19 protein-coding genes are annotated in these 23,382 nt (G+C 67.0%); 10 read left to right on the forward strand and 9 right to left on the reverse strand.

Features of this window, described 5'->3' with window-relative positions:
• Positions 1-56: 56 nt before the first annotated feature.
• The 3 genes from ABT392_RS09460 to ABT392_RS09470 are packed head-to-tail and all read right to left on the reverse strand — an operon-like array spanning position 57 to position 5,052.
• Positions 57-2,900, reverse strand: a complete 2,844-nt coding sequence (locus ABT392_RS09460; RefSeq protein ID WP_395385920.1) for an ATP-binding protein — start codon at positions 2,898-2,900, stop codon at positions 57-59.
• Positions 2,900-3,691 (reverse strand): DUF4194 domain-containing protein, encoded by a 792-nt coding sequence (locus ABT392_RS09465; RefSeq protein ID WP_334275614.1) that lies wholly within the window; start codon positions 3,689-3,691, stop codon positions 2,900-2,902. The genes ABT392_RS09460 and ABT392_RS09465 overlap by 1 nt, the downstream gene beginning before the upstream one ends.
• Positions 3,688-5,052, reverse strand: coding sequence for a hypothetical protein (locus ABT392_RS09470; RefSeq protein WP_334275615.1), 1,365 nt, complete (start codon positions 5,050-5,052; stop codon positions 3,688-3,690). Before ABT392_RS09470 ends, ABT392_RS09465 begins: the two co-directional genes overlap by 4 nt.
• Before the next feature lie 57 nt (positions 5,053-5,109).
• Between ABT392_RS09470 and ABT392_RS09475 the strand changes: the two genes are divergently transcribed.
• The 4 genes from ABT392_RS09475 (at position 5,110) to ABT392_RS09490 (ending at position 8,735) form a co-directional block, all read left to right on the forward strand.
• On the forward strand, positions 5,110-5,790 hold the full coding sequence (locus tag ABT392_RS09475) for a DUF938 domain-containing protein (RefSeq protein WP_395385919.1): 681 nt from the start codon (positions 5,110-5,112) through the stop codon (positions 5,788-5,790).
• Between the two features lie 103 nt (positions 5,791-5,893).
• Positions 5,894-6,094 carry a hypothetical protein gene (locus tag ABT392_RS09480; protein WP_395385918.1) on the forward strand — a complete coding sequence of 67 codons (201 nt, stop codon included), beginning with the start codon at positions 5,894-5,896 and terminating at the stop codon, positions 6,092-6,094.
• A 38-nt stretch (positions 6,095-6,132) separates the two neighbouring features.
• Positions 6,133-6,468 (forward strand): hypothetical protein, encoded by a 336-nt coding sequence (locus ABT392_RS09485; RefSeq protein ID WP_334275618.1) that lies wholly within the window; start codon positions 6,133-6,135, stop codon positions 6,466-6,468.
• 278 nt (positions 6,469-6,746) lie between these two features.
• Positions 6,747-8,735 carry a TonB C-terminal domain-containing protein gene (locus ABT392_RS09490; protein ID WP_395385917.1) on the forward strand — a complete coding sequence of 663 codons (1,989 nt, stop codon included), beginning with the start codon at positions 6,747-6,749 and terminating at the stop codon, positions 8,733-8,735.
• A gap of 206 nt (positions 8,736-8,941) precedes the next feature.
• Here the strand turns inward: ABT392_RS09490 and ABT392_RS09495 are convergent, their stop codons facing one another.
• The gene (locus tag ABT392_RS09495; protein WP_334275620.1) at positions 8,942-10,186 is read right to left on the reverse strand and encodes an HD-GYP domain-containing protein; all 1,245 of its coding nucleotides are present in this window, start codon (positions 10,184-10,186) and stop codon (positions 8,942-8,944) included.
• A 373-nt stretch (positions 10,187-10,559) separates the two neighbouring features.
• On the opposite strand from ABT392_RS09495, the gene ABT392_RS09500 reads away from it, so the two are divergent.
• From ABT392_RS09500 to ABT392_RS09515, 4 genes are all read left to right on the forward strand, one after another.
• Complete coding sequence (locus ABT392_RS09500; protein WP_395385916.1) at positions 10,560-11,099, forward strand: hypothetical protein; 540 nt, start codon at positions 10,560-10,562, stop codon at positions 11,097-11,099.
• 20 nt (positions 11,100-11,119) lie between these two features.
• On the forward strand, positions 11,120-12,667 hold the full coding sequence (locus ABT392_RS09505; protein WP_395385915.1) for an InlB B-repeat-containing protein: 1,548 nt from the start codon (positions 11,120-11,122) through the stop codon (positions 12,665-12,667).
• Positions 12,668-12,734: 67 nt separating this feature from the next.
• Complete coding sequence (locus ABT392_RS09510; RefSeq protein WP_395385914.1) at positions 12,735-14,159, forward strand: sensor histidine kinase; 1,425 nt, start codon at positions 12,735-12,737, stop codon at positions 14,157-14,159.
• Positions 14,156-15,601, forward strand: a complete 1,446-nt coding sequence (locus ABT392_RS09515) for a sigma-54-dependent transcriptional regulator (protein WP_334275624.1) — start codon at positions 14,156-14,158, stop codon at positions 15,599-15,601. The genes ABT392_RS09510 and ABT392_RS09515 overlap by 4 nt, the downstream gene beginning before the upstream one ends.
• A gap of 92 nt (positions 15,602-15,693) precedes the next feature.
• On the opposite strand, the gene ABT392_RS09520 is transcribed toward ABT392_RS09515, so the two are convergent.
• Complete coding sequence (locus ABT392_RS09520) at positions 15,694-16,311, reverse strand: general secretion pathway protein GspB (RefSeq protein ID WP_395385913.1); 618 nt, start codon at positions 16,309-16,311, stop codon at positions 15,694-15,696.
• Positions 16,312-16,331: 20 nt separating this feature from the next.
• Entirely contained in the window at positions 16,332-17,969 is a 1,638-nt protein-coding gene (locus ABT392_RS09525; RefSeq protein WP_395385912.1) for an AAA family ATPase, read from the reverse strand.
• 234 nt (positions 17,970-18,203) lie between these two features.
• Between ABT392_RS09525 and ABT392_RS09530 the strand changes: the two genes are divergently transcribed.
• Complete coding sequence (locus tag ABT392_RS09530) at positions 18,204-19,259, forward strand: M14 family zinc carboxypeptidase (RefSeq protein ID WP_395385911.1); 1,056 nt, start codon at positions 18,204-18,206, stop codon at positions 19,257-19,259.
• A 9-nt stretch (positions 19,260-19,268) separates the two neighbouring features.
• Here the strand turns inward: ABT392_RS09530 and ABT392_RS09535 are convergent, their stop codons facing one another.
• The gene (locus ABT392_RS09535) at positions 19,269-20,105 is read right to left on the reverse strand and encodes a UDP-2,3-diacylglucosamine diphosphatase (protein ID WP_395385910.1); all 837 of its coding nucleotides are present in this window, start codon (positions 20,103-20,105) and stop codon (positions 19,269-19,271) included.
• 246 nt (positions 20,106-20,351) lie between these two features.
• Here ABT392_RS09535 and ABT392_RS09540 point away from each other — a divergent pair, with 246 nt between their 5' ends.
• Positions 20,352-20,774 carry a PilZ domain-containing protein gene (locus ABT392_RS09540; protein WP_334275628.1) on the forward strand — a complete coding sequence of 141 codons (423 nt, stop codon included), beginning with the start codon at positions 20,352-20,354 and terminating at the stop codon, positions 20,772-20,774.
• Between the two features lie 10 nt (positions 20,775-20,784).
• On the opposite strand, the gene ABT392_RS09545 is transcribed toward ABT392_RS09540, so the two are convergent.
• A complete protein-coding gene (locus tag ABT392_RS09545) occupies positions 20,785-21,033 on the reverse strand; it encodes a DUF3297 family protein (protein ID WP_334275629.1) in 249 nt (82 codons plus the stop codon).
• Between the two features lie 82 nt (positions 21,034-21,115).
• The gene (locus tag ABT392_RS09550; RefSeq protein WP_464970959.1) at positions 21,116-23,278 is read right to left on the reverse strand and encodes a TonB-dependent receptor plug domain-containing protein; all 2,163 of its coding nucleotides are present in this window, start codon (positions 23,276-23,278) and stop codon (positions 21,116-21,118) included.
• Between the last annotated feature and the right edge of the window lie 104 nt (positions 23,279-23,382).

Here is a 23,382-nt window from a genome sequence, read left to right on the forward strand (position 1 = left end):
CTGGCACTGGATGCCGAGGGTAAAGCCTGACAGCTCAAGCCCTTGCAGCTTGACACTCAGTCGTACACACCCTTCTCCGGCCTTCTCGCCAGCACCGCGATCGGCGGTGCCCAGCGGTCGCCGCGGGTCTTCTTCGAGGTGATGAGCGTGATCTCGCTCGGCTCGAAGACCTCGACGTTGTGCGTGATCGGCGTGGTCAGCAGGTACTGCGCGCGGGTCGAGCGCAGGAAGTGGCCGACCAGCTGTATGTTGCGCACGTCCAGGTGGGCAAACGGTTCGTCGATGAAGACGAAGCCGCCCGGCGTCTCGTCGTCCTTCATCAGGCCCACCAGGAGAATCAGGCTCTTCAGCACCTGCTGGCCGCCCGAGGCTTCGCCGTCGTTCAGGCCGACTTCGCCCTTGCCGTCGAAGTTGAACTTCACATGCAGGCCGGCCTGGGCCAGCACGGTGTCGTCGTTGTCCAGGTGCGGCAATTCGGCTTGAGCATTGACGCCAGCCAGTTCACCGAGCTCCTGCACATTCTTCTTGTAGCGGCGCACTGTGGCACGCAGCACGTCGATGTAGCGCTCGCGAGCGTTGAACGCGGCAATGCGCGCCATCTCGTTGCTGGCGCGGCGATCTTCCAGCTGCGTGGTCTGCTCCAGCACCGAGACGCTCATGCGCGCATGGCGTTCCTGGACCTGCGGGTCGACTTCCCAGGTGCCGTTGTTGAGGCCTGTGTCCAGCTCCTGCTGCACATGGCGCATCGCGATCTCGGCCTGCTTGGCGTTCTCGAATTCATCGCGCAGCGATGCAATGCGGGAGGGCTGCACCCAGCTCGATGGGAAAGCCGCCCTCGCCTCGCGCGATGCCTTGGCTGCAGCGCGCAGCTCATCGCGCCGGCCTTCATGCTCGCGCTGCACGCGCAGCACATTGGCCTCGCTGGCCTTCAGGCCGCCCTGCGCGGCTTCGTAGTCGCGCTCGCTGCGGGTCGATTGCGTCAGCGCACGGTCATGTTCCTGGTCGAGCTGGCCCATGCGGGTCGACGCCTCGACGCGGGCCTGACGCAAGGCCGGCAGGCGGGCGCGGGCTTCAGCGAAATCAGCACCCCGCTCGGCCAGCTCCTGCGCCGCCTTGTGGCCTTGCGCCGCACGCTGAACGTCCTTCAGCTGACGCTCGACCTCGGCCTGCTCCTTGGCAATGCGGGTCAGCTCGGCGTCATAGCGCGTGAGCTCGCGCTCCAGCGCGCCGCGTTGCGAGTCCAGCGCCGAGACGCCGAACTGGTAGTCGCGCGGCTCAACCCAGAGGCTGCGGCCGCCACGGCCGTCGCGGTAATAGGCGTCGGGCGTGATCCATTCGCCGCCCGATTTTGTGGATTGCTGGGCGCCGGCTTCCGTGTCCTTCACGCAGCGGATGCTGGCAAGCTGGCGCAACAACCAGCCCGGCAATTTGGCATTGACCTTCAAGGCGGCCAGCAAGGAATCCTTGGGAACCTGCGCCGGCACCGTCTCGCCATCGGCCACCACGTAATGGCGGTAGCGCTCCTTGGCTGCCAGCGAGAAGGCGCGAGATTCGTCGCTTGAATGCGCGAGCACGACAACCCAGCGCGAGGGCCGCAGCATGCCTTCCGCTGCGGCACGCCAGGCTTCGTCGGCGATGTCGATGCAGTCGGCCAGCACGTGGTGCACGATGCCAGCCTCATCGAGCGCCTTGCGAAAGCGCGTCACTTCCACCGGTGGCGGCGGCAGGCGCTGGCCGGTCAGCGCTTCCATCGCGGCCTGCGCCTTGCGGCTCTGGTCGTTGGCGCGGGTGTAGGCCTCGCGCAGCTGATGCTGCTGACCGCTCAGACTGGCCAGTCGTTCGCCCAGTTCCTTCGCGTCGGTCTCGACGGCGGCCAGCGCCTTCAGTTCCTCCTCGCGCTTGCTCAGCAACTCCAGCGGCCGCTCGGCCTCGCGAGCGGCGTCGAAGTCTGCGCGCGCCTGCTTGCGCTGTGCCTCCAGTTCGACGAGCTTGTGCTTGGCCGCTTCATGCGCGACGAAGAGCGAATGCAGCTCGGCGCGCTTGGCACTCATCTGGCGCTGGTCCTGCGCCGCGAAGAGGCGCTGGCGATGCAGCTCGCGCAGATGGTTGGCGGTGCGCTGGCGGCCTTCGGACCATTGCAGGACCGGCAGCACCTCGGTGGCCAGGCGCTCGCGTTCCTTCAGGCGCAGCTGGTACTGCTGATAGCTGTTGACGCGATTGGCCAGGTCCGACACCTGGGCCTGGGTGTGTGAAAGCTCATGCGCGGCCTGCTCCACTTCCTTCAGCAATTGCTGCTGATGGTTGCGGGCCTGTTCGTAGCGGTCCAGCACTTCCTGGTCGCCGAAAACCTCGAACACCAGGCGCAGGAGTTCCTTGGGGCTCAGCTCGCAGAGCCGGTCGGTCTGGCCCTGCTCAAGCGCCAGCACGCGGCCGATGGCGCGCGTGAGGCCCGCGGCTTCGAGGCGGCGCTTCCAGGCTTCGATGCCCAGCCATTCCTTGTCGGGGCGCTTGGCGAGCTCCTCGATCTCGTGGACGCCTTCGACCAGGATGTATTTGCGCTGCCAGTCGCCGCCGTGGCGCTCGATGCGGCAGGCCAGCGTCACCTGGTCGGCATAGAGCAGCGAGCTGGCAAACGGGCGGCTGGAGTTCTGGCGGCCGCGCGGGCGGTTGTCCACCAGGGCGCGCAGCCAGGCGGTGTCGGCATTGGCATGGCGCGCATAGGTGCGGAAGGTGCGGCCGCCCGAGCACTCAAGGCCCAGCAGGGTGCGCATTGCGTCCAGGAGCGTCGTCTTGCCCGAGCCATTGGGCCCGGCGATGGTGATGATGGCGCCGTCCAGCGGCATCGAGACGCGCTGGCAGTAGTCCCAGTGCAGCAGTTCCAGCGATTGCAGGTGAAACATCAGGCCTGGCCCTCGTCTTGTCGTTCTTCTTGTGCGATCACATCTGGCTTGACCACGGCTGCTTCGATCACTTCTTCTTCAATCTCGGGCTCAAGCTCTGGTTCCCTGCGCTTCTCGATCACGGCCTTGGTCTCGGCGCCCGCCACCGCATCGGTGGAGCGACCCAGCACGTCGGCAAGCGCGCCATCGAGGATGCGCGGCGCCAGCGTGTCGTAGTCCATCATCAGGTCCAGCAGCGGGCCTTCGGCGATGTCTTCACCGCGGCGCACGATGAAGCCGTGGCGCTCCAGGAGCTTCAGGTTGGAGTCGATACGCAGCTTCTTGCCCATCTGGTTGCCGAAGTCGGCCAGGAGGCTGCGATAGGAAACACTGGGCGCCACGCTGCTGGCCAGCGGCATCGGCTTGTCGGTGGCGAACATCTCGCCCTGGCCCGCCTCGATGGCGTCGGCCCGCGCAACCTGGCGCTGGCGCTTGGGCAGGATGATCAGTGACCACAGCACCACCAGGAGCGCCACGCCATCGCGCGGCAGGTCGAGGTTGTTGTTGGCCGCAAGGCCGGTCTCGCCGAACACGGCGGACTCGGCGGAGCGCAGCATGGCCACGCTGATGTGGTCGGCATAGAGGTTGTCCACCACGCGCAGGCCCACGGCGGCGAGGCGTTCACCGAGCGCCGCCCAGAGCTCGTCGTCGATCAGCGCGCGCTTGACCAGCGCATGGCTGCGCGGCAGCCAGCGGCGCGCCAGCAGTTGTGCCGCGAGGAGCGCGGCATCGTCTTGCAGTTTTTGGCTCATGGATTCGGAGAGGAAGATTCTTCTTGTTCGGTGGCGGCAGCGGCGGGCGCTGCGGCATCGGTGCTGCGCAGGAGGCCGCGGCTCATCCAGCGCACATAGTCATCGTCGATCTCGCCCTGCTCGACCGACCACAGCACGCGCCACGGCTGGCGCGCCATGTCGCCGGTCGCGCCGGCCAGATGCTGGGCTTGAGGGTCACCCAGCAGCGGCAGAAGTTGCGCGCGGTAGGCGGCGCGCGCATAGCTGCCGCCCAGCACGGCCGGGGCCAGGTCTTGCTCGGCATGGCCTTCGCCGCTCCAGCGGTTCAGCAGCTGCTGCATCAAGGCCATTTCGGGTGGCAGGCTCAAGACGGCCAACTGGCCTTCCGGCGCTGCCTGGCCTTGCGGCAGGGCTTCAGGCAGCCTGCCGTCCTGCGGGCGGTCGCGCTCGAATTCGCCTTCGGCCATATCCAGCAATTCATGCTGCGAAACCAGCACCGGCTGCACCGGCCGCGAGAGCGCACCCAGGGCGACGTTCTCGAGGAAATGAACGCTTTGCAGCCAGCGACGCACGTCCGTCGTCGTGATGCCGGTGGAGCCCAGGGTCACGCGCTGGCGGTCGGCCTGCTGCAAGGCCCGGTTGAACTGGCTGGCCATGGCCAGCAGGCGCGCCTGCGCCAGGCCCAGCTCGCGAGCCAGGCGCTCCAGCCGCGCATTGCCGTCTTCCTGGGCCTGCTCGATGATGGCTTTCAGGGCATCGCCGGCCTTGTCCACCAGCTTGAGCGCACGCTCGAAGCGCTGGCGCGCCCGACGCAGGTGAAACTCCGAGCCGCTGGCGATGGCGTCGGCAAATTCGTCGTACAACCGCGAGAGCTGGGCTTGCAGATGCTGCAGCTGGGCCGGGTCCAGCGTGCCGAGCTGATGGGCGCCGGTGACGCCAGCCAGCAGCGCTGCCAGGTCGCCGTCCTGCTGCGGCGCCCGGGCCAGCGGCGCCAGCAGGCCGACGATGCTCTGCGCCAGCGGCGTGACGCCGTAATGCTGGTTGGAGCCGTCCCAGGCCAGCAGCTCGGCCTCGCGCAGGCGCTTCAAGACCAGCTCGAGCGCCTCGTCGCGCAGCAAATGGAAGTGGCGGTTGAGGGTTTCGCGCGACATGCGCGACTCGGGCAGCGCCATCAGCTCCAGGAACACCCAGACACGCAGGCGCACCAGGGCCGCCGGGCCATGGAACAGGGCCCGCAGCGCGTTCAGCTGGGCTTCGTTGCGCTCCAGCTGCCACCACAGCAGCGCCTCGGTCGGCGCGGATCCCTCACGGAAATAGTCTTCGAAGCGCAGCTCCGTCTCGTCCTGGACAGCGCCCGCCGCACTTGCGGTCTCTTCATGCATGGCAGCGATTATCCCAGGGCGCCACGGTGGGGCCGGCTAGGCGCTTACCATGCCTGCATGGATACCCGTGAGACCGCCCGAGAGACCGCCCTTGCCGCCGAACGCAACAAGCAGCCCATCCTCGAGGTGCTGGCGGGCGCATTGCGCCCATTGCCGCCGGGAGGCCTCGTGCTCGAGATCGGCAGCGGCACCGGGCAGCATGTGGCGCACTTCGCCCAGGCCCTGCCCGCCCTCAGGTTCCAGCCCAGCGAGATGGATCTCTCCCGTCATGCTTCCATCGAGGCCTGGACGGCCGCCGGCCAGCTCACGAACGTGTTGCCGCCCCTTGCCATCGACCTCACCCAGCGCCCCTGGCCCCTGTCGGCGGCTGACGCGGTGCTGTGCATCAACGTGATCCACATCTCCCCCTGGGAGGCGACGCTGGCCTTGATGGCGGGCGCCGGCAGCCTCCTGCCCGACGGTGGTGTGCTGGTGACCTACGGCCCCTACCTGCGCGGCGGCGCCCACACCTCGCAAAGCAATGTGGCGTTCGACGCCAGCCTGCGCGCAAGAAGCCCGCGCTGGGGCGTGCGCGACATCGATGAGTTGGCCAAGGGCGCCCGCCCTGAAGGCTTTACGCTGGAAGAGATCGTGCCGATGCCGGCCAACAACTTCACGCTGATCTGGCGGAAGTCAGGCGGCGCAGCGCACCAAGCGCCTTGTGGCGCAGCGGCAGGCGTTTCAAGCACAGGCATGTAACTGTCCGATACGCATCGACCGCGGCGTCAACTGCGGCTGCGCAGTGGCGTTCAGGAAGGACCCGGCAGCACTCCCATGCCGGGCTTCCTTCGGAAAGCAGACCATGCAAACGCTGATCATGACCTTCAACGGCCCGGCAAGCCAGGCTCGCCCCGCACTTGGCAGTCTTCTGCAGCGCTTCCGGCGCGCCTACTTCGTCGAGCGCAGCAGCCAGGAGTACACGGTGACCACGGACGAGATCACGGCCGCAGAACTCGCGTGCCAACCGCACTGGTCGGCCAGGCTTCTGCACGCACAGCACTGAGCGGGCGCGTGACGCGGCGCCATTGAAAATAGGCTGCAATGCCGCGCCGCAAACGCCCCGACCACCACCATGTCTACGTCGTGCTCCTGTCCGAGCGCGTCTGGAACGAGCCGGCCTACCGCAAGGCCAATCCCGGGCACGACGTGCTCAAGCCCTGCCTCTATGTCGGCATGACCGGCCTGGACCCGGACCTGCGCTTTGACAAGCACATGGCCGGCGTGCAGGCCAACCGCTTCGTCCTGAAGTACGGCGTGCGGCTGATGCCCGAGCTGTACGAGGTCTACAACCCGATGCCCTACGAGGCGGCCCGCGAGATGGAGGTCGAGCTCGCCATCGGCCTGCGAGAGGCTGGCTACGGCGTGTGGCAGGCCTAGTCCAGCAATGACCTGGGCCGAAGTGCCCTGCCTGTCCACGATGGAAGGGTTTTCCCGTGTGGGTCTGACCAGACCACGTGAAGCGGCGCCGCAAAACCGGTGAATTTGGATAGGACAATGCGGCCGATGTGGCGCCTGCATGTCTCTGCCCTGCTTTTGCAAGCCCGTGACCGACCCAGCGGTCCGGTCGGCTTGCGCATTGCAACCGTGGGGCGCTTTTGAGCTCCAGGAAGACCTCCGGCTACGACACGACTCAGCCCCCTGCCCTTGATGAGCAAATGGCTGAGTCCCGGCAAGCGGCCGTGCCCGTGTATGAGTGGCCGAGCCACCTCACCAGCAATGCCGAGCGACGCCGCCCTGCTTTTGCACTGACGATTTCTCTGGTCTTCCACGCCCTGCTCCTGAGCCTGGCTTTTGGCAGCGCCGAGCTCGGGCTGCCGGGCCTGAGCTTCCCCTGGGAGCACCGAAGGGTCGAAGTGCCGGAGCTGCGCGTGGTGCTCGTGCCGGCGGCCGCATCGGCGCCGACAGCCGAAACACCGGCAGAGCCGCCAGCCGCCGCGAGCGAACCCGCGCCGGGCACGCCTGCCTCCGCGCCTTCATTGGCTTCGCAATGGACGGCACAGGTCGTTGCCTTGGAGGCCCAGCCGGCCATCGCGCCGGCCTTGCCCAAAACAGCAGACACGGCAGGCGCCAACAGCCCGGCCGACCCGGCCAAGCAAAGGGCACGCGTCGAGCCCAGGGCAGTGCCACCCGCACCGCCGCCGCCCTTGCCCGAGCCTACGGTACTGGCGGTGGAAAGGCCGCAGGCGGCCAAGTGGAACGTCGCTGCCGCCTCTGCCCCTTTGCCCTCGCCTGCGATCAAGGCGGCAGCCAGTGCACCCAGCCCGCAGTCTGATGATTCGTCCACGCGCGACCCGGCGGAAGAAGCGCGCATTCGCAGCGAGCAGGAAGCGCGGGAGCGTGCAGCCGAACTGGCCGAGCGCGAGCGCCTGAGGCAGGAGGCCGCGCTGAAGCAGGCCGAAGCCGCCGCCGCGGAAGCAGCCGCTGCCAAGCGCGAGGCCGCCCGGCAGGAAGCGGCCCGCATCGAAGCCGCACGCGCCGAGGCGGCGCGCCAGGAGGCCGCCCGCCAGTTGGCAGCGAAACAGGAGGCGGCGAAACAGGAACTCGCCAAGCAGGAGGCCGCCAGGCAGGAAGCCGCACGCATCGAAGCCGCGGCCGCCGAGGCGGCTCGCCAGGCTGCATCCAGGCAGGAGCTGGCGAAGCTGGAAGCCGCTCGCGTTGAATCTGCAAGGCAGGAGGCTGAGCGCCAGGAAGCCGCTCGCGTTGCGGCCGCGAAGCTGGAGGCAGCAAGGATTGAAGCCGCAAGGCAGGAGGCCGCGCGCCTGGAAGCCATCGCGCGCGCTGAAGCCGAACGCCGTGAAGCAGCGCGCCTGGCTGCCGCCCGTGTGGAAGCGGCGAAGCAGGAAGCCGCTCGCGTCGAGGCCGCCAGGGTTGAAGCCGAACGGCAGGAAGCCGTGCGTCAGGCCGCAGCCAGGCAGGAGGCGGCGCGCCAGGAAGCGGCGCGCATTGAGGCTGCACGTGTTGAGGGCGAACGCCAGGCCGCCGCGCGACAGGAGGCCGCCAGGCAGGAAGCGGCGCGGCAGGACGCCGCCCGTGCCGACGCCGCGCGCCAGGCCGCCGCTCAGCAAGAGGCGGCCCGCCAGGAAGCGGCTGCCCGAGCCACCGCCAAGATCGAGGCCGCGAGGCTGGAAGCCGCGCAAGCCGCCGAACTGCGCGAAGCCAGGCTGCGGGCCATTGGTCGCCAGTTGAACGAGGAGGCAGATCGCCGCGAGGCCGCGGCCAAGGCAGCGGCCGCTGCGGAGCGGCAGGCGGCGAGCTCGCCGGCGCAAAACAATCTGCCGTATTCGCTCAGCACCGCACGCCGCGCCCGGCTCTTCGGCCGCATCGACCCGAACGCCGAACTGGTGCTCTACGGCGAGGCCTGGGCTCGCAAGATCCAGCTCAACATGACGCTGGACGTGGTGCGCGAAGCTGCCAGGCAGCCGCACTCCGACCCGGTGGTGACGGTGGCGGTGCGCCGCGACGGCTCGGTCGAGTCCATCACCTTCGTGCGCTCAAGCGGCGTGCCTGCCATCGATGAAGCGGTGCGCCAGATCATCCAGGGCCAGGCCAACTACCCCGCCTTCCAGCCGGCACTGGCCCGCGAATACGACGTGATCGAGATCCGCCGCACCTGGCACTTCGATACGGCAGTGCGGCTGTACTGAACCGTGTCCTTCAGATCACGCCACCTGACCCGAACAGCGAAGGCGAGAAGGCCGCCGCGACCCAGGGTTCGTCACCGGAAGACAGGTACTGCGGCGTCATTGCCAGCTTCTTGCCTCAGCTGGGCCGTCAGCGTCGAGCCGGCCTTGACCAGTTGGGCCGGCGTGCCCTCGCGGGCCGCCCAGGGAACACACCAGGCCGCGGCCGCTCAGCGCCCGTCCTGCTGCGACCAGAAATCGTCGATGTTCTTGAAGCCCCAGTCGGCCGGCTGCTCGCGTCCGACGATGCGGTCGCTGCCGCGTGACAGGTCCAGCAGCTCCACCGGAATGGGCAGCTGTGACTTGGTCGAGAAGAAGACCTTGACCGTGGGCGCCACCAGATTGGTCGGATGCTGGTCCACCACCACGGCCAGGCGGCCCGAGTGCAGCTTCACCAGCGTGCCCAGCGGATAGATGCCCACGCACCTGACGAAAGCCTGGAACACGGCCGGGTCGAAATGGCCCTGCCACTGCGCCATGCGCTGCACCGAGCCGGCGGGATCCCATGCGGCCTTGTAGGGCCGGGTCGAGGTGATGGCGTCGTAGACATCGCAGACCGCGCCCATGCGCGCCAGCAGGCTGATCTGCTCCCCGGCGAGCTTGTGCGGATAGCCGGTGCCATCCATCTTCTCGTGGTGGTGCAGACAGACGTCCAGCGCCGACTCGGGCACGGCCCCGCCCTTCTTCAGCGCCTCATGGCCGCGCACCGGGTGCGAGCGCATCAGCGTGAACTCGTCGTCGGTCAGCTGGCCCGGCTTGTTCAGTACGCCGAGCGGCATCATCATCTTGCCCACATCGTGCAGCAGACCGGCAAGGCCGGCCTCGCGGGTTTTCGCCTCGTCCATGCCGAGCTGGCGGGCCAGCGCCACCATCAGGGCGCACACGGCCACCGAGTGCATGTAGGTGTAGTCGTCCTTGGTCTTGAGCCGGGCCAGGCTGATCAGCGCGGACGGATTGCGCGCCACCGAACTGGCCACATCTTCGACCAGGGGCAGGCATTGCTCGGCATCGACGGCCTTGCCAAGGCGCGCCTCGCCGAACAGCGTCATCACCTGCTGGCGCGAACGGTTCACCAGGGCAGCGGCACGCGCCATTTCGGCCGCGCTGGAGACCCGCCCCGTGCTCAGGGTCGATGCCTCGCGACTCGGCGCGAGCGCCTGTGCAGCAGGCGCATCCGGCGCAATAGCGGCGGCAGGTTCTGGGGGCGCAACCGCTTCGGCCTCGGCCTGCATGTCGTGGCCTTTGCTCACGTCGATCCAGACAGCGGGCACCTTGCTCCCTTGCAAGGCGGCGAGGTCGGCGGGCTCCTGCAGCACGAACTTGGTTTTCCAGAACGGGTGCGCCAGCCACGGGCCATCCAGCGCGTGTATGAACATGCCGGTGCGGACCTGGGCGGTCGGGATCTTCTTCAGCATTCATCGACTCCGTCTGACACGCGCTAGCCCTGCAATAGGTCCTCGTCACACATTCTGTGATGCATTTCTGATTGGCCGCCACAGCGGCGCATGACCATGATCAAGAACCTCAAGAAATCATGACTTCTCCCATGGCCCGGTCTGCCTGCACGATATCCAAGCTTTGAGTCGGGCAGTGTTTGGACCTCGTCAAATGGTCGGACATCGTGATGGATTGGGGGAAATGCCCCAGCCCCTTTGCGCGATTTGCCCCGCACCCGCCAGGAGGAGGCTCGCCAAGTCATTGATTCACATCGGCGCCTGGGCAGATACCGGGCAGGCATGGGACTTGCGCCAACAAGGGCATCGCAACTGCCCACCCCGACGAGACACCATGACCTCCGCACTGCACCGCCTCTCCCTCCTTGCCACCGGCCTGATGCTGGCCACTGCGGCACAGGCGCAGAGCTACAGCTCACAACTGCTGGCCTTCGACGAACTGCCCAAACCTGCCTTGGCCGCCAACCTGCCGGACGGCTACGGCGGCTTCGACTGGTCGTCGAGCTACTACTACATGACCAATGAGGTCACCGGCAACAAGTACCTGGCCATGGGCTCGAGCAATGGCACCTACTGGCGCCACAGCGACGGCACGCCCTTCTATTTCGATGGCATCGATCTCTGGAGCCGCCGCGGCCTGGACGCCACGGGCGACGTCTATTTCGTGCTCTACCTCAAGGGCAAGACCGTCTACAACGGCCTGACAGACAAGAAGCGTGGCCGCATCCGTTTCACCGGCGCGCCCGCGATGGCCCGTCCCAACTACACCGGGCTGGTCGACTACGTCGCCCTCGCCTTCGACAGCAACGGCAAAGACTGGAACCACCTCGCGCTGGACAACCTGCGCATCCGCGTCACCAGCCCCGCGAAATAAGCCCAGGGACAGGAGACACCATGACAAGCACGCACTCGCCCCAGCCCGGCCACCTGCAGCGGCTCAAACCCCTGGCCCTCGCCCTGCTGCTGCTGGCCCCGACCTTCCAGGCTCGCGCCCAGGCGGTGGTCATGGCGGGCTCCTACCAGAACTTCGATGTGCTGAACAACACCGGCGGCGAAGCCTGCGGCTTCGAGATGGAGGTCTGGGGCGTGAACGCAGCCCAGCTGAGCCGCATCTTCCCGTCGAACTTCGATGCCAGCGTGATTCGCTACGGCTTCGGCAAGGCCACGGACTTCCCCGGCGGCACCCATGTGCGCTGGATGTCGCCCTATGACGCCGCCTCCGGCCGCTTCACGTCCTGCACGCCCAGGCCGGTGAACCGCAGCACCGTGCCCGGCGAGTCGTGCTGGACCCTGGGTATGCCCGGCACCTACGCAACGGCAGGCTGCGAGCATTTCGGCATCAGCACCAGCTATGTGAACCCGACCCGCATCTTGTATCGCTGGCTGCTGCCGGACCCAGCCAACCCGGGTCAGCTGATCAGGGCAGGCACAGACGTGTCGCTGCCGGCCCCGATCTGGACAGCGCAGCCACCGGCCGATCCGGCCCAGCCACCCCTCGTGGTGGCCGAGGTCCAGGTGCCAGCAGCGCCGCCCGCGCCGGTGCCGAAGTACGGCGAGGCACAGTGGGTCAAGGTCTACAAGAACGAACTCGACCGCAAGGTCGACCTGCATGAGCTGATGGGTGACAACCGCGCCGTCGTCGCCGCCGATGCCGAACATCAGGAAGTCAGCTGGACGCTGTTGCAGCAGGAGCCCCCCTCGGGCGGCAATCAGCGCCGGCGCGGCAAGCTGGTGAACCAGGGCAACCTGGGCAACGGCAAGCATGCCGTGGTGCGCCGCTACGAGCACTACAAGTACGCCGGGGCACTCGACCCGATCACCAACGAGGCCTTGTGCGCGGATGGCACCTGCACCGCACCCAGCGCGGGAGAACTCGGCGATGCCATAGGCGCGCAAAACGCAGCAGCGAACCTGGACCTGAACACGCTGCGCGTCACGGTCACCGGAGGCGGCAGCGTCTCGTCCTCGGACAAGGTCTTCAGCTGCGGCAACAAGTGCTACGGCGTCTACCCGCCGGGCACCACAGTAACGTTGACGGCCAAGCCTGATTCCGGCAATGCACTGGCCCTGTGGTCCGGTGCCTGCGCAGGCAATGCCCTGAGCTGCACCGTGCGACTCGATGCCGAGAAGTCGGTCTCGGCCCAGTTCAGCGCTGTGGCCGGCGGTGGCGGTGGCGGTGGCGGCGGCGGTGGTGCGGCTTCCAGCGTCACGCTGACGGTCACCAAATCCAAGACGGGCAATGTTGTGAGCAGTCCTGCAGGCATCAGCTGTGGCGGCACCTGCACAGCGAAGTACAAGCTGGGCACTTCGGTCACGCTGACAGCGGTACCGCTTGCCGGCGCCAGCTTCCTCGGTTGGAGCGGTGCTTGCAGCGGCAGCGCGCCGAGCTGCACGGTAGTGCTGGGAGCCGACGCCAAGGTGCAGCCGACTTTCAGCAGGTAAGGAACCACAGCCGTAAGGCTTGTGAGGGGACAGCGCGGCTACATTTCGGGCGACAAGGAGCCCGTACATGCCCCCTGCCTCATCCAGTTCCATCGGCCGTTGGCCGCAACGCCTGATCGATCCCACCACCGGGCTGGGCCTGACACGCTGGTTCGCACTGGTGGGCGCCCTCTCCATCGGGCTGTTCAGCCTCGGCATGGCCTGGCTGCTCAGCAACTACCTCGCGACCCGGATGCTCGAACGCGATGCGGCGCTCAGCCGCGACTTCGTGCAGAGCATCGCCAACATCCAGCAGGTCGGCAGCTTCTTCAAGGACCCGGATGGCCCGGAGAGCAAGGAAACCACCGAGTTCTTCGCCCATGTCGCGGCCATGCCCGACGTGCTGCGCGCCAATGTCTATGCAACCAACCGCCGGGTGCTGTGGTCCAGCCGGTCCGAGCTCATCGGCAATACTTTCCCCTCCAACGACGAGCTGGACGCAGCCCTGCGGGGGCGCGTGGTCGTCCACCGCGAGGAAGAAGATGAGGAAGCGGCCAACAAGGCGCACAAGGCCGAACATCAGGGCTTGCGCGCCGACGTCATGTTCGTCGAAGACTACCTTCCGGTCTTCGACCAGAGTGGAAAGGAACAGATCGGCGTGATCGAGCTCTATCGACAGCCGGATGCCCTGTTTGCCGCGATCCGCGCAGGCCAGCACCTCATACAGCTCGGCGCCGTGGCAGGTGGTGCCATGCTCTTTCTGATACTGGTCGGCTTCGTGCGGCATACCGAGCGTGCCTTGCAGGACCAACGACGTCGCCTGATCGAGGCCGAGGCGCTGGCCATCGTCGGGGAGCTCTCGGCCGCCGTGGCACACAGCATCCGCAACCCGCTGGTCTCGATTCGCACCTCGGCCGAGCTGCACCATGAACTGGGTGGCGAGCAGGCAGAGGTGCATGCGGAAACCATGCGCAACGTCGATCGCATCGAACATCTGGTGCGCACCCTGCTCACCTACGCCAGCGATCCCTCGGAACACCAGACCAGCGCCGACCTCGCGGCGGTGCTGCGCGATGCCGTGGCCCGTTTTGCCCCTGAGCTGAAGAGACAGGGCAAGCAATTCTTGATCGAGATGCCGCAGGAGCTGGGCAAGGTGGCCGCCGATCCCATGGTGCTGGCCCAGGTGTTCAATTCCCTGCTCGCCAATGCGGCCGAGGCCACCCAGGCGGGTGACCGCATCAGCCTGCAAGCCTCGCGTCGCGGGCAGCTGGCGCTCATCACACTGATCGACAGCGGCACTGGAATCGGCACTGCGCAGATGCAGAACCTGTTCAAGCCCTTCTACACCACCAAGCCCCGCGGCCTGGGCCTCGGCCTGGCCCTGTCGCAGCGCATCCTGAAGCGGCTGGGCGGCGATGTCGAACTGCAGAGTCCTGCAGGCCAGGGAACGCGAGTGAACCTGCATCTGCCCGTGACAGACCTGCCGGCCGACACGACGGGGGCCGCAGCTTGAACACCGCCTCGCGCTCCACCTTGCCGGAGAAGCCCGCTGCATTCGGGCAGGCCATTCTCATCATCGATGACGAGGCCGTGCTGACCCGCAACATCGCGACCTACCTGCAGCGCCTGGGCTGGACCACGCAGGTGGCCGGCTCCGCCGAGGAGGGCCTCGAGCTCTACCCCAGCTTCCGGCCGGACATCGTGCTGCTGGACCACAACCTCCCGGGCCAGACCGGACTGGAGGCCTTGGTCAAGCTGCGCGCCATGGATGCCGAAGCGCGCGTTGTCCTGATGACGGGCAATGGCGGCATCGAACTCGCCGTCTCGGCCATCAAGCAGGGTGCAGCCGACTATCTGGCCAAGCCGCTCGCGCTGAGTGAACTGCGCCTGCTGCTCGAACGGCTGCTGGCACAAGGTCGGTTGCAAAGCCGTGTCGAGTACTACCGCCAGCGCGAGGCGAATCACAGCGGCCTGGACAAGATCATCGGTGAGTCCTCCCAGGTCACGGCGCTGCGAGAACGCGTATGCCTGCTCGTGAGCGCGGAGCGGCAGCTGTCGGACGACAACCCACCCAGCGTGCTGATCCAGGGCGAGACAGGAACCGGCAAGGAACTCGTGGCTCGGGCCCTGCATTTCGGCGGTGCTCGCGCGAGCCAACCGTTCGTGGAACTGAACTGCGGCGCCCTGCCCCCGCAGCTGATCGAGGCCGAGCTGTTCGGCTATGAGAAAGGTGCCTTCACGGATGCCCGCCAGCGCAAGATCGGCCTGGTGGAGGCCGCCAGCGGCGGCACGCTCTTCCTCGACGAAATCGGCGAGGCGGACCCAGCCACCCAGGTCAAGCTGCTGAAGCTGCTGGAGGACCGCAGCTTCCGTCGCCTGGGAGGCATTCGCGAGCAGCGGGCCAATGTGCGCGTGATTGCGGCCACGCACCGCCCGCTGGAGCAAATGGTGCGCGAGGGGCGCTTCCGGGCCGATCTGTACTTCCGGCTGCGCATCATCGAAGTGCCGGTGCCCGCGCTGCGCGAGCGCGGCACCGACGTGTTGCTGCTGGCCCGGCATTTCCTGCAATGGCATGCCCAGCGCTACCGGCGAGAGCTGCCCGAACTCGGCGAGGAGTTGCTGCTGCCGCTGCAGCGCTACCCCTGGCCGGGCAATGTACGGGAACTGCGCAATGCCATCGAACAGGCCCTGCTGCTGGCGCCAGGCCCCCGCATCGGGCTCCGCGAGTTCGGGTTTCTGTCGACAGCGGGTAGCCAACAGCCGCCGCAAGGCAGCGGCGACGACGACGACGCAGACGATCTCAATCTCGAGCGCGCCGAGCGCCGCCTGGTGCAACGCGCGCTGCAACGAAGCGGCAGCAATGTCACGCAGGCCGCCAAGCTGTTGGGCATCTCGCGCGACACCTTGCGCTACCGCATGGAGCGGCTGAACCTGCGCGACGAAGACGCGGCCTGACGAGGCTGGCCTGCATTCGCGGGTGCATCGGACCCGGCAAACGGATCGAGCGCGTGATCGATTCGCACGAACATTGAGCGCGCCGGCTCAGCTCAGAAGCTGATGCGGAACTTCTGACCCTTGATCGACAGCACGGCGCCGTTGAGCTTGATCTCTTCAAGCAGCAAGACTCCGCCAACCAGGTCGCCTTCATGCAGGAGCTGTCCGTTCAGGATCAGCATGCGGCTGGCCGGCGTCTCTGAATACATCGAGCCGCCCGAGGTCAGGGCCGGCACCTGCCGACGCAACTCTTCGGGCAACTGGCTCAAGAGCGGCAGCGCCTGCTCTTTCGGCAGCACTGAAGCTGCGGGCTGAACAGGTGGCAGCGCCGCGGCAAGCGGCGGTGCCTGCAACTCGACGAGACCTGGCGTACTGCGGGGAGGCGGCGCGGACAGGGGCGCCGGCTGAACAGGAGACACGGCCACGACTGGCGGATGCACCGGTTCCGGCGCGGAGAGCCATGTCGAGGCCCAGGCCCCGAGCAAGACCAGCGCCAGCGCTGCTGCGCCGCCGACAAGCCATTGCATGGCACCGAAGCGGCCACCGGCTGGGCCATGGTCATCGGCCGCATGGTCTGCAGACATGGCATGGGCTTGCGCATGCAGGCCCGGCACGCGGCCGCGCTCCCGTTCGGAATCGGCGCGGCGGAGGGCATCGAGGATGAAGGACATGGCTCGCGGATTCTTCTCTGCTATTTCGGTGGCAGCTCGGACGGCAGGCGCGGCTCGTCAAAGGCCCGGGCGGCCCGGCTCAGGTGCATCAGGGTGACCGGCCCGGCCACGCCGTCACTGCGCAGGCCTTGCGAGCGCTGGAAGGTGGCGACACGGGCCTGCAAGGCCGCAGCATCGGGCGCCTGTGTGCCGGCCGGTTTCTCCTTGAAGACAGCGAGCAGCTGCTGATCCAGCCAGCCGGACAGCTCGGCACTCACCGCTGCCCTGCCCTGTTGATAGCCAGGGGGCGAGCGCCACAAGGTGACGAACTCGCCGCGCCAGAGCTTGCTGAGCGCAAGCAGGCTGACGGTCTGGGTCTGCTCGCCGGCGCGCAAGCTCGCATGGCCATCGCCCAGGCCGACCAGGGTCACATAGCTGAGCTGGCCGGCTTCATCATGCAGCGTCAACACCGCGGGCCGCCCCAGCTGGCGCAAGAGGGCGAGGCCACCCTCGCTGCTCTTGAAGCAGAGCACGGGCTGATCCAGCGCCCGCCAGGCCTGGCATGGTTGATCGTTCGCAGGCCAGTCCAGATGCCAGGCTGCGCCCAGTGCACGCCAGGCTTCAGCCTCGCTGCGCAGTGCGACGACAGGGCCGTCGCTGACAGCCACGGGAGCCGATGCGCCAACAGCAGGCGCCGACGCTGCGACCGGTGCGCTGGCGGCTGCGGTGATGGCCGGCGGCATGGGCCCGGCCTCATGCGTCCCCCGCGTGGCCGTGACGGCCGCCACGCCCGCCGCGCCCAGCAGACCGGCCGCCGCCAGCGGCCAGATCCAGCGCCGCTGCGCCGCCGAGTGAATGCCACCCTCAAACACTTCCGCAGCTGCGCGGTCCAGCGTCTTGCGCTCGACATCGTGGCGACCGAGTGCATAGGCCGCCAGCAAGGCGCGATCACATAGCAGGTTGATGCGCCGCGGCACGCCGCGCGTGAGCTGGTGGATGCGCCGGCTGGCCTTGCGGTCGAAAGGCATGGGCCCGGAGAAGCCTGCCACGCCGAGGCGGTGCTCGATGTACTGCGCTGTCTCCGCTTCCGACAGCGCCTCGAGATGGAAGCGCGCAATCACCCGCTGCGCGAGCTGCTCCAGCTCGGGTCGGGCCAGCATGGCGCGCAGCTCGGGCTGGCCGATCAGGACGATCTGCAGCAACTTGCGTTCATTGGTCTCGAGGTTGGTCAGGAGGCGCAATTGCTCCAGCACTTCGGCCGAAAGGTTCTGCGCCTCGTCGATGATCAGGACATTGCTCTGGCCCTGCGCATGCGTGCGCAAGAGGAACTCGTTGAGCGGATCGATGTACTGCTTGACTGTCTGTGCCTCGCCCGCCGGATGCTCATGCTTGACATGGAACTCTTCGCAGATCGTCTTCAGCAGCTCGTGCACCGTGAGCTTGGGGTTGAAGATGTAGGCGACGTTGCAGCCCTGCGGGATCTGCTCCAGGAAGCAGCGGCAGACGGTGGTCTTGCCGGCGCCGATCTCACCCGTCAGCAGCACGAAGCCGCCGCCACCATGCAGGCCATAGAGCAGGTGCGCCAAGGCATCGCGATGCCGCTCGCTCATGAAGAGGTAGCGAGGGTCAGGCGCGATAGAGAACGGCTCCTGTTGCAGGCCAAAGAATTTCGCGTACATGAGCGGGCGGTATTGGAACTGCCCGCATGGTAGCGGCTGCAGGGCCGCGCCAGCTCAGGCGCGGCGGCGGTGGCGCTGCGCCCAGGCCAGGGCCAGGCATTCGCGCAGGCCGCCGATCAAGGCGGCTGCAACAGCGATCTGCTGGACCAGGCGATGAGTTGATGAAGGCTTCACGGCGGCGCCTCGATGCGTGGATGCGACGCCGTCATGCTCGCGTCATCAGATGACAACTTGATGGCGGCACGATGGCAACCCAAGGTGAGCATCGATCTGAAACCCCTGCCCGAGCTGGAGCAACTGCTGCAATTGCATTCGCAGGCCGGCGGGCTTCTGCAAATGCACGACTTGGGTCGGGTCAGCCTGGGCGAGCGCGAGCTGCCGCTGCTGGCGTTCACGCTGGGCAATGCCGACCCATCGCTGCCGGCTGTCGGCTACTTCGGCGGCGTGCACGGGCTGGAGCGCATCGGCAGCGAAGTGGTGCTGGCCTTTCTGCGCAGCCTGGTGCCGCGCCTGCGCTGGGATGAAAGCCTGCATCGCATGTTGAGCGCGATGCGGCTTGTCTTCATGCCCCTGGTCAACCCCGGCGGCCTCCTGATGGGCACGCGCGCCAATCCGAACGGCGTCGACCTGATGCGCAATGCGCCGATCTCGGCGGAGGCTGGCGCGCCGGCCCTGGTGGGCGGCCAGCGTATCAGTGCGCGCCTGCCCTGGTACCGCGGGCCGCAGGGCGCTGCGATGGAGCTGGAAAGTGCGGCGCTGTGCAAGCTTGTGCAGGAGCAACTGCTGCCGCATCGATTCAGCATCGCGGTCGACTGCCATTCAGGCTTCGGCTTTGTTGACCGCATCTGGTTCCCGTTTGCTCATACCGCGAGGCCCATCGAGCATCTTGCCGAGCTGCACGCGCTGGCACGGATCCAGGACAGCACGCTACTGCACCACCGCTACATGATGGAGCCGCAGAGCCGCCACTACCTATGCCATGGCGACCTCTGGGATCACCTGTATCTCGCCAGTCGTCGCGACCACGGAGAACATGCCTTCCTGCCGCTCACGCTGGAGATGGGCTCCTGGCTGTGGATCAAGAAGAATCCGCGCCAGCTGTTCTCGCGCTACGGCATCTTCAACCCCTTGATCGAGCACCGCCAGCAGCGCGTGCTGCGACGCCACCTGGTGTGGCTCGACTTCATTGCCCGCGCCGCCATGAGCCATGAGCGCTGGCGGCCGCAGGGCCTGGCGCGCGAGCTGGCACGCGAAGCGGCACTGGACCGCTGGTACCGCCGGCAGCGCTGACGGTACCAGCTAGCTCAGCGCGTCTTCCACCGGCGCCAGCACGCGGCCGCTCTTCACCCTGTCGATCAGGCGATGCACATCGGAGCGGGCGCTGTAGTCGAGGATCTCCAGCCGTCCTTCCGCATGCTCGACCAGGGCGGTGAGGCTCTCCACCCAATCACCATCATTGCAATAGAGCACGCCGTCGATCTCGCGGATCTCGGCATGGTGGATATGACCGCAGACAACGCCGTGCACGCCGCGCTTGCGCGCCTCGCGGGCCACGGCTTCCTCGAAATCCGAGACATAGCTCACCGCGCGCTTGACCTTCAGCTTCAGATAGCGCGAAAGGCTCCAGTACGGCAGGCCGAGGCGCCCGCGCAATCGGTTCAGGTGCCGGTTCACCTTGAGCGTGAACTCATAAGCCGCGTCGCCAACATACGCCAGCCATTTGGCGCACTGGATCACACCGTCGAACAGGTCGCCATGCGTGACCCAGAGCTTGCGGCCATCGGCGGTTTCATGGATGCAGTCTTCCACCACATCGACGCCGCCGAAGTTGTGCGCCACGTAGCGGCGTGCAAACTCGTCGTGGTTGCCGGGCACGAAGACCACCCGCGTGCCCTTGCGGGCCTTGCGCAGGATTTTCTGCACCACGTCATTGTGACTTTGTGGCCAGTACCAGCTGCGGCGCAACTGCCAGCCGTCGATGATGTCGCCCACCAGATAGAGCGTCTCGCATTCGACTTCGCGCAGGAAGTCGAGCAAGGCATCGGCCTGACAGCCGGGCGTGCCCAGGTGCAGATCTGAAATCCAGACCGTGCGGACTCGAAGGCTGGCGCGGAGGTCTTGGGGCATGCTGCTCATGGCGACTCCTGCAGTGGATTCGCCCTGCATGGTGGCCGGCGCTGATGACGCCGGCGTGAACGCTGTTGCCAGCGCCCCTCACCTTGCACCACCGCAGGATCAGGGTCGAGCGGATTTCCAGTGAGAACTTGTGCAGCGCAAGCGGGAACCACGCTGGGACTTACCCGATATGAGCGCTGCCAAGGCCACCGCCTGGGCGATGATGGAGCATTCGCTCAACGACGCGACCCAAGAGGAGCCCGACCGATGTCCGATGAATTTGCCGAACACCGCCAGCATCCGCGCGTGAGCTTTTTCTCGCCGTCCAACGAGCGCGGCCTCTTGCCGGATTGGGCCTTCCGCAAGGTGGAGTTCAACAAGGCGCCGGCCGGCTTGGTGATGAACATCAGCGACGGCGGCCTGCAGGTGCTGATCAGCGCGGCCGACGACTTCAGTGCCGAGCGCCATGATGTGGTGCTCCTGCTGGGCGAGGAAGGCGAAGACTCGGTGACCTGGTTCAACGGCATCGTCGAAACGGCCTGGAAGCGGCCGCTGGGCGACTTTGGCAACCTGCTCGGGCTGCGCTTCGTCAAGCGCAACTCGACAGCCGAAAAGTTCCTGCTGAACTACAAGGTCGAACCGGGCACCAATGTCTGGCTGCGCTGCGTACTGATGCCCGTGAAGGCCTGAGGCCTCTGGCCTATTTGTAGAAGGACTCGACCTTGCCCTTGAGCTTGATCGTCAGCGGACGGCCCTGACGGTCGACCTTGCGGCCCACGGGCACCTTGATCCAGCCTTCGCTGATGCAGTATTCCTCGACATCGAAGCGCTCCTTGTCATTGAAGCGGATACCGATATCGAACTCGACGATGGCGGCGTTGTAGTGCGGGCTGCGCGGGTCCACGGACAGGTGGTCAGGCAGTTCGGGCTTGGCGGCGGTATCGCTCATGGGGCTGAAATCAAAAAAGCAGTGATGGGCGGATTGTCCGGGATTCCCGGCACGAATTCCGCCCGTCTCGTTCGGCGCGGAATCAGAAGCGCAGCACCCAACTCGCGTTGATGGCTCGCAAGGTGTTGCGCCGCGTGCTGCTGCCGGCCGAGAAGCCGTCGAGATCGGTCACGCTGCTGGCGTTCACATTGTCGGCCGCAAGGATATTGGAAACCCCCAGGCGCACTTGCGTCATCCGGTCCATGCGCCAGGAGATGAAGGCATCCATATTGCGCACGGCACTGCGTCGGGCGATCTGGCGGTCCGTCTGGATCGTGCGGTAACCCGGCTGCATCACCAGGCTGGCACCGACGGTCCAGGCTGCATGGCTGGGAATGCGCCAGTCGAAGCCCATGTTCGCGAGCCAGGGGGGCTGCGCTTCGAGCCGGTTGTCCGGGCCCTCGACCTGCTCGACGCGCGAGCGATACAAGTTGAATGCGGCGCGCAGCTGCAAACCGCTTTCGCGCCCGCGCGCGAAGAACATCGGCAGCCAGTCTTCGCCGCGGCCCTTGACTTCCAGCTCCAGCCCCACGCTGGTGGCGCGCGCCAGATTGACCGGCCGCGACACCCAGCGCGGCACATCGACCACGCCCGGCGCCGGGTTGTCCTCCAGGCTGATGCGCTGGCGGGTCAGGCCGTCGATGCGCCGGTAGAACATGCCCACGCTGAACACGCCGCCAGCGCTCGGGTAATGCTCATAGGCCAGGTCCAGACCGGTAGAAAGCTCGGGCTTCAGCAGCGGATTGCCGGCGCGGTCGGCCGCGATCGGCGTGTTGGTCTCATTGCGTTCGTAGTTGCCGTTGAGCACATAGCGGGCCACCAGCGAGTTGAGATCGGGCAGCTTGAAGCTGCGCGTCAATGCCGCGCGGATCTGGTCGCGCCCCTTGGGGTCGAAGCGGTAGTTCAGGTGAAGCACCGGCGAAGTGGTGCGGGCCACGTTGTTGATCGGCCCGCTGCCATCGCCGCTGCGCGTGCGCACTTCCTGCACGCGCACGCCGGGCAACATGGACAGCCGCTCGGTGAGCGTCCATTCGTCCTGCATGAAGACCGCTGTCTGCTGAATGTCGGCAGCGAATGGAATGCCGGTGGCGCTGTCCAGGCGCTCGATGCCATAGTCCCAGACCCGGCGCAATTCATCGCGCTGGCGGCTTTCGACATCAATACCGGCCACCAGCGTGTGCGCTTCACCCACAGGTTGGTTCCAGCGTGCACCGACCAGGGTGCGCGACTCCTCGAACTCGGTGCGCGAGTCGCGCACGACCGGCCGGCTGCCGTCGGAACGACGAGATTCGTAGTGACCCAGCGTGGTGCGCTCGGTGTCTTGCCAGGAGGCCTTCAGCTCGAATTTGCCACCTTCCTTGAACTTGCGCTGCCATTGGGCATTGACGCGGCTGATATCGCTCTCGCCTTCGGATTGCGAGCCATCACCAGCGGTCAGCCAGGGCGTGCCCTGCAAGGTGGTGAACTCGCGCTGGCTGTGGCTGCGCGACTCGTTGTGCTGAAGGAAAGCGCCGGCGGTCAGTGTGTCCAGCTCGGAGAACTTCCACTGCATGCGCGGCGCGATCTGGCCGTTGCCGCTGCGGCCCACATCCTTGCCGCTGATCTCCTGCTCCTGCACCTCGCCGGCCGGCGTGCGCGAGATCCGGTCGCTCAGGTATTCGGTACCCTGGGCCGAACGAGCCACGCTGACCGGCACGACATAGGAGAAGCCGCCAATGCGATCGCCCCACTGAAACGCCTGGCTGCCGCCGGGCTGTACCGCACGGAAGTTCAAGCCGCCGCGCCATTCGCGCGAGCGCGACTTCGGCGGCTCGCGCAGCACGATATTGATGGTGCCAGCCACGCCCGGAAACTCGGCCGTGGCGCCCTTGACCACCTCGATGCGTTCCACATCGCCGGGCGCCAGTGTGTCCAGCGAGAAGCCGGGCGGCGCATCCTCACCATTGATCAGCACCTTGGTGTAGCCGCCGCCCAGGCCGCGCAGACGCGGCGCACCACCGTCCATCGAGACGCCGGGCAGTCGCTTGAGCACGTCGGTCACGTCGATGTCGCCCTGCCGGTCCAGCTCCTCGCGGCCATAGATCGACATGGCGGCGTTCTGGCGGCGCCGGTTGCTCTCGTCGGTCTCGGGTGTGCCGCTGATCTCGACGCGCGGCATCGATTGCGGCGCGCTGGCCGGCGCCGAGGCTGGCACTGCGGCGGCCAAGGCACTGGCCGGCTGAGCCGGCTTGCCTGGCGGGACAAGGTCTGCATTCTGTGCTCGCACACCTTGGCTCGCACCGAGCATCAGCAAGGCGCAGATGAGATGGG

The organism is Paucibacter sp. JuS9, from assembly GCF_044043925.2.
In the GTDB taxonomy this organism is placed as follows: Bacteria; Pseudomonadota; Gammaproteobacteria; order Burkholderiales; family Burkholderiaceae_C; genus JAUASW01.

Coding starts and splice junctions, on each gene's coding strand:
- ABT392_RS09460 (WP_395385920.1), bottom strand. CDS start 2,900: ATGTTTCACCTGCAATCGCTGGAACTGCTGCACTGGGACTACTGCCAG.
- ABT392_RS09465 (WP_334275614.1), bottom strand. CDS start 3,691: ATGAGCCAAAAACTGCAAGACGATGCCGCGCTCCTCGCGGCACAACTG.
- ABT392_RS09470 (WP_334275615.1), bottom strand. CDS start 5,052: ATGCATGAAGAGACCGCAAGTGCGGCGGGCGCTGTCCAGGACGAGACG.
- ABT392_RS09475 (WP_395385919.1), top strand. CDS start 5,110: ATGGATACCCGTGAGACCGCCCGAGAGACCGCCCTTGCCGCCGAACGC.
- ABT392_RS09480 (WP_395385918.1), top strand. CDS start 5,894: ATGCAAACGCTGATCATGACCTTCAACGGCCCGGCAAGCCAGGCTCGC.
- ABT392_RS09485 (WP_334275618.1), top strand. CDS start 6,133: ATGCCGCGCCGCAAACGCCCCGACCACCACCATGTCTACGTCGTGCTC.
- ABT392_RS09490 (WP_395385917.1), top strand. CDS start 6,747: ATGGCTGAGTCCCGGCAAGCGGCCGTGCCCGTGTATGAGTGGCCGAGC.
- ABT392_RS09495 (WP_334275620.1), bottom strand. CDS start 10,186: ATGCTGAAGAAGATCCCGACCGCCCAGGTCCGCACCGGCATGTTCATA.
- ABT392_RS09500 (WP_395385916.1), top strand. CDS start 10,560: ATGACCTCCGCACTGCACCGCCTCTCCCTCCTTGCCACCGGCCTGATG.
- ABT392_RS09505 (WP_395385915.1), top strand. CDS start 11,120: ATGACAAGCACGCACTCGCCCCAGCCCGGCCACCTGCAGCGGCTCAAA.
- ABT392_RS09510 (WP_395385914.1), top strand. CDS start 12,735: ATGCCCCCTGCCTCATCCAGTTCCATCGGCCGTTGGCCGCAACGCCTG.
- ABT392_RS09520 (WP_395385913.1), bottom strand. CDS start 16,311: ATGTCCTTCATCCTCGATGCCCTCCGCCGCGCCGATTCCGAACGGGAG.
- ABT392_RS09525 (WP_395385912.1), bottom strand. CDS start 17,969: ATGTACGCGAAATTCTTTGGCCTGCAACAGGAGCCGTTCTCTATCGCG.
- ABT392_RS09530 (WP_395385911.1), top strand. CDS start 18,204: ATGGCGGCACGATGGCAACCCAAGGTGAGCATCGATCTGAAACCCCTG.
- ABT392_RS09535 (WP_395385910.1), bottom strand. CDS start 20,105: ATGAGCAGCATGCCCCAAGACCTCCGCGCCAGCCTTCGAGTCCGCACG.
- ABT392_RS09540 (WP_334275628.1), top strand. CDS start 20,352: ATGTCCGATGAATTTGCCGAACACCGCCAGCATCCGCGCGTGAGCTTT.
- ABT392_RS09545 (WP_334275629.1), bottom strand. CDS start 21,033: ATGAGCGATACCGCCGCCAAGCCCGAACTGCCTGACCACCTGTCCGTG.